Source organism: Halomonas sp. 3D7M (assembly GCF_014897885.1).
Taxonomy (GTDB): domain Bacteria; phylum Pseudomonadota; class Gammaproteobacteria; order Pseudomonadales; family Halomonadaceae; genus Vreelandella.
The window spans coordinates 15,358-20,200 of record NZ_JABUZF010000181.1; the positions used below are offsets into that span (position 1 = coordinate 15,358).

Annotated in this window: 6 protein-coding genes and 1 pseudogene; 4 read left to right on the plus strand and 3 right to left on the minus strand. The window is 50.4% G+C overall.

What is annotated here, in order from left to right:
• A pseudogene (locus INT22_RS20720) lies at nucleotides 1-123 on the minus strand (16S rRNA (cytidine(1402)-2'-O)-methyltransferase); the annotation flags it as partial.
• 113 nt (nucleotides 124-236) lie between these two features.
• Here INT22_RS20720 and INT22_RS10315 point away from each other — a divergent pair.
• The 4 genes from INT22_RS10315 to INT22_RS10330 all read left to right on the plus strand — a co-directional run bounded on the left by INT22_RS10315 (nucleotide 237) and on the right by INT22_RS10330 (nucleotide 3,416).
• On the plus strand, nucleotides 237-1,742 hold the full coding sequence (locus tag INT22_RS10315; protein WP_193061303.1) for a penicillin-binding protein activator: 1,506 nt from the start codon (nucleotides 237-239) through the stop codon (nucleotides 1,740-1,742).
• Nucleotides 1,732-2,121, plus strand: coding sequence for a YraN family protein (locus tag INT22_RS10320; RefSeq protein ID WP_089037716.1), 390 nt, complete (start codon nucleotides 1,732-1,734; stop codon nucleotides 2,119-2,121). The genes INT22_RS10315 and INT22_RS10320 overlap by 11 nt, the downstream gene beginning before the upstream one ends.
• Nucleotides 2,122-2,143: 22 nt before the next feature.
• A complete protein-coding gene (locus INT22_RS10325) occupies nucleotides 2,144-2,737 on the plus strand; it encodes a phosphoheptose isomerase (RefSeq protein ID WP_038485436.1) in 594 nt (197 codons plus the stop codon).
• Between the two features lie 106 nt (nucleotides 2,738-2,843).
• Entirely contained in the window at nucleotides 2,844-3,416 is a 573-nt protein-coding gene (locus INT22_RS10330; protein WP_089037715.1) for a BON domain-containing protein, read from the plus strand.
• A gap of 128 nt (nucleotides 3,417-3,544) precedes the next feature.
• On the opposite strand, the gene INT22_RS10335 is transcribed toward INT22_RS10330, so the two are convergent.
• Together INT22_RS10335 and sspA are read right to left on the minus strand one after the other, a co-directional pair.
• Nucleotides 3,545-4,033 (minus strand): ClpXP protease specificity-enhancing factor, encoded by a 489-nt coding sequence (locus INT22_RS10335; protein WP_193061302.1) that lies wholly within the window; start codon nucleotides 4,031-4,033, stop codon nucleotides 3,545-3,547.
• 62 nt (nucleotides 4,034-4,095) lie between these two features.
• Nucleotides 4,096-4,722 (minus strand): stringent starvation protein SspA, encoded by a 627-nt coding sequence (gene sspA, locus INT22_RS10340; protein ID WP_089037713.1) that lies wholly within the window; start codon nucleotides 4,720-4,722, stop codon nucleotides 4,096-4,098.
• Nucleotides 4,723-4,843: the final 121 nt, after the last annotated feature.

Here is a 4,843-nt window from a genome sequence, read left to right on the forward strand (position 1 = left end):
TGTATCCTCCGCAGCAATACGTGATACCTCCGCTAATACCCGAGCAGCGCGTGGCGATAAGTCTTCCAAATTCCCAATTGGTGTTGCAACCACGTACAATATACCCGGATGCTGGTGTGTCATCGTGACTCCCGATTTGTTAATAGCCTGCACTGACGGTGCGCCATGCTTGTGCAATGATAAATTTATCCGCTCATCGAGCGACGGCAGCGCAAATGGAAACTAAGGAAGGATACATGAAACAGTCAATACGTGGATTACTAGCCACTGCCTTCATGGCGCTTCTGATTACAGGGTGCGCTATGCAATCCCCAAGCGTGGTTGACCGCGCCCCTGATCAGGATGCTAGCCGATTACTTAGTCAAGCAGAGCAGCAAGCGCCTGAACAAGCTGCCAAGACGCGACTGGAAGCGGCTAATATCCTCGCCAGACAAGGACAACGCGAAAATGCTTTTGACGCAGCCGATGCGGTTGATGAAAACATGCTTTCAGAATCGGATCGGGTGCGCTGGGCAATGCTTTTCTCTGAACTTGCTCGCGGCATGGACGATCCCCGCGCAGTCCTCCGCGCGACCCAGGTGCTTGACGACGAACTGCCTATGCAAGCAAACCAGCAAGAAACCCTTGCAGAACGGCAGCAGTGGGCACGTCAAGCCTTGGATCAAACTGAATATACGAAAGTATCCATACCTGAATTAGAGGGTGTCGAAATACGCCGCATAGCAGTGGCATTACCAGAATCTGGCCCACTAAGCAGTGTGGCTAACGCTATCGCTTCTGCCATGCGCCGTCACCACGATTTGCGCGGAGATAATGTACAGCTTAATTTCATCAATGCGTCTCAATATTCATTAGATGAAATTTACCAACGTGCACAGCAAATGAACGCTCAACTTTTGATTGGTCCAATTGACAAAGGCCAAGTCACCCAACTTGAGCAGCGCGATAGTGTACCACTACCGACGCTGGCTCTGAACTATGGCAACAGCGCAAGCAATCAAGCATCTCAACTGCTTCAGTATGGTTTATCTGCTGAAGATGAAGCCCGCCAAGCAGCTCGCCGCGCCTTTCAGGACGGCCATCGTCAAATGTCTATCATGGTGCCCGACAATGCCTGGGGACGGCGCGTCGGTGAAGCTTTCTGGAATGAGTGGCAAAGCCAAGGCGGTGAAATCACCAATGCCGTCCGCTATAACCCTAGCAGCGCCGTAGCTAACGCCGTCAAAACAGCCCTAAATGTCAGCGGCGATCGTGCCCGCCTGGGGAACATTGATGCACTATTCTTACTGGCACTTCCCGAATACGCACGCCAAGTGCCGCCCACCATGGACTACTACTACGCCCCCAACCTGCCTATTTATGCCACCTCCCACCTCCATGAAGGGCGCCTACAGACACGCTTAGATCAAGACCTAAATGATGTAATGTTTATCGATATTCCCTGGCAAATCCCTGACGCAGCGGTTGGCGGGGAAGAGGCGCTGCCCTTTTATTCGACGTACGCAGAGCTTCGCAACGAGTCAGACCCTTCAATGTTTCGCCTAATGGCAATGGGCGTGGATGCTTACGAACTTGGCATCCGCCTATCAGACTTATCAGCCCTTGACGGCATGAATGGAAGCACTGGTACGCTTCGCCTATCAGGTGATGGCAGGGTTTCTCGAGAACTACCGTGGGCGAAATTCCAAAATGGCGTGCCTTCGCCCATTTTGATTCCTGGCCTACTGAACGATGACCAATAGTTATCAGAATCCCAATACTCCGCAAACAGCGCGGACACGGGGCGCAGCCATTGAGCAACTAGCCGCTCAATGGCTGCAGCAACATGGCTTAACGCTTGTCACTAGCAATCATCACGTTAAAGGCGGTGAGCTTGATCTTGTGATGAAAGACCAGGACATCCTGGTCTTTATCGAGGTCAAACATCGCACCACTACTCGTTACGGCCACCCCTTAGAGACCGTCACTGCACAGAAGCGCCACCGCTTAATACGAGCAGCCAAGCTCTATATCGCTCGGCATGCTGTTTCAAGTCCGTGTCGCTTTGATATCCTAGCGATCACAGGCACGCCTCCCGCGCTTGAATTCCAGTGGGAAAAAGCGGCTTTTGATGCTTACTGATACTTTTACCTAGGATGCCCTAATGGACTTTCAATCACGCATACTTAATCACTTTAACGCCAGCATAGATACGAAGACATATGCCAGCGAAGTGCTGCCGCCTTTCATCGAAGTCGCCAGCCAAATGATGGTTCAGTGCTTAGTTAACGAAGGTAAAGTTCTCGCCTGCGGCAATGGCGGCAGCGCAGGCGATAGCCAGCACTTTTCGTCCGAGCTATTGAATCGTTTTGAACGTGAGCGCCCCAGCCTACCCGCACTAGCACTGACAACCGACACTTCAACGCTGACCTCGATCGCCAACGACTACAGTTATAATGAAGTGTTTTCCAAGCAGATCAGGGCGCTAGGCCAGCCCGGTGATGTCTTATTAGCCATTTCCACCAGCGGCAACTCAGCTAATATCGTTCAAGCTATCCAAGCGGCCCATGACCGCGACATGACGGTAGTCGCGCTAACGGGCAGAGATGGCGGCGATATGGCGTCATTACTAGGCCAGGATGACTGTGAGATTCGCGTTCCAGCAACATCCACTGCACGCATTCAAGAGGTTCACCTACTCGTCATCCACTGCTTATGTGATTTAATTGACGAGCAGCTCTTTGGCGGAGTCGACTAAATAGTCAGCACCAAACAAATTAAACTGAGCAGATTAAACTGCACAGACACAATCAAACGGGTAGATTAATACCTACTGACTTTACATTTTGAAAGGAGTCATCGCCATGGCCCTACGCTATTCTTTATACAAACTGATTGCCGTTGCGACACTAAGCGTTATTTTACTAACTGGATGTGCTAATAACGCGGCATCTAACCCTTCCAACTATGGTCAGCGCAGCAGTGATGTCGAAGCCATTGACACAACCATTGAACGTGAAGCGCCACGTGCGCTGGAGCGCTCAGACGCCCGCTTGAGAGATGCACGCATTAGAGCACATAGCTATAACGGCTCATTACTTCTGGTAGGGCAAGTGCCTAGCGAGGAACTGCGTAATAAAGCAGGTGAAGTCGCCAGCTCTCTACGCGGCGTAGACCAAGTACATAACGAACTCAGTATTGCTGCAAACCTACCCGCTAGCCAACGCCTAAACGATACCTGGCTAACCACCAATGTCATGAGCCAACTCGCCACTAATGACCGCATCGACTCATCAAAGCTAAAAATCACCACAGAAAACGCGACGGTGTATCTGATGGGCATGGTAACTCGAGATGAAGGCAACCGAATTGCTAACGCGGTATCAGCGGTTGGCGGCATTCAGCGAATCGTTAAAGTCTTTGACTATATGGATTGATTAACACACCGCCATAAAAAAACCTCGTCCTCGGCTTTTCACCGAGACGAGGTTTTTTATTCATCAACTGCTTGCTAAGAAAAACCGACGCTCAAAAGCACAAGTTAACAACTTAGCTAAAAACCACGCTACTTAACCACGCGTAGCGTTGGTTTTTTCTTAGCCTTCTTAGACGGCAGTGCAGAAACGTCACCCTCTTTTTCAGGAACAGGCTCTGTTACCGTTAACTCAGGCTTGGACGATTCGTCAAAAGTGTCTGAAAAATCGCCATCCAGTTCGGCATCATCAAACTCTGCCGCATCCAGCTCTGGCTCATGCCCAAACACCATACCAGCACCATTTTCACGAGCGTAGATCGCGATAAGCGCAGGCGTAGGAATCATTACCTGCATAGGCTGGCCACCAAAGCGAGCGTTAAACCCCATGGCCTGATTTTCCATAAACAGGTCACGCACAGCGGTCGGCGCTACATTCAACACAATTTGTCCATTTTGAACAAACTGGCGCGGTACTTCCACGCCAGGCTGAGTAGCATCAACCACCACATAAGGCGTCAACTCATTATCCAACAACCACTCATAGAGAGCTCGGGCGAGATAGGGACGGCTCGATTTCATAAGACTCCCTCCTCCTGACAAATATGCCCCTTACCTGATTAAGGAGAAGAGGCAGTATGAATTCAAGCGCGCATCTCTTTTTCACGCTCGTTTAAAGATGCTTTAAACGCTTCACGTTCGAATACTCGCGACATATAGCCCAACAGAGGCTTTACCTGCTTCTCAGGCAACTCAATATTCAGCTCAGGCAAACGCCATAAAATCGGCGCTAAACAGCAGTCTACAAGCGTAAACTCCTCACTCATAAAGTAAGGCATATCTTCAAAGATAGGCGAAATCCCAATGAGGCTTTCGCGCAGTTCTTTACGCGCTTTTTCCGCTTCTTTTTTACCGCCTGTGCGTATCTGCTCCAGCATTGGGCACCACTCGCGCTCAATACGATGCATCCACAAACGACTTTGCGCCCGCGCCACCGGATAAACGGGCAGCAGAGGAGGATGAGGGAAACGCTCATCCAGATACTCCATCATGACCTTAGACTCATAGAGCACTAAGTCACGATCTAGCAGCGTAGGCACGCTGTTGTACGGGTTGAGGTCTGCTAACTCTTCAGGTGGACGCTCATCGCTGACATCAACGATATCAACCGCCACCCCCTTTTCAGCCAGAACAATGCGCACACGATGACTAAAATGATCATCATTACCAGAGTAAAAGATCATCGACGACCGCTTGGCCACAACACCCATGAAAGCATCCTCGCATCAAAACAATCTTTGATAATAACACGCCAGCGCTAGCTTATGGGATGGTAACCCGCTTTGCATTACGACTGACTAGATAAACAAAGGGCGCACGGCTTCCGCCGTG

Excerpts from the sequence above, each read along its gene's own strand:
- INT22_RS10315 (WP_193061303.1), top strand. The coding sequence starts at position 237 with ATGAAACAGTCAATACGTGGATTACTAGCCACTGCCTTCATGGCGCTT.
- INT22_RS10320 (WP_089037716.1), top strand. The coding sequence starts at position 1,732 with ATGACCAATAGTTATCAGAATCCCAATACTCCGCAAACAGCGCGGACA.
- INT22_RS10325 (WP_038485436.1), top strand. The coding sequence starts at position 2,144 with ATGGACTTTCAATCACGCATACTTAATCACTTTAACGCCAGCATAGAT.
- INT22_RS10330 (WP_089037715.1), top strand. The coding sequence starts at position 2,844 with ATGGCCCTACGCTATTCTTTATACAAACTGATTGCCGTTGCGACACTA.
- INT22_RS10335 (WP_193061302.1), bottom strand. The coding sequence starts at position 4,033 with ATGAAATCGAGCCGTCCCTATCTCGCCCGAGCTCTCTATGAGTGGTTG.
- sspA (WP_089037713.1), bottom strand. The coding sequence starts at position 4,722 with ATGGGTGTTGTGGCCAAGCGGTCGTCGATGATCTTTTACTCTGGTAAT.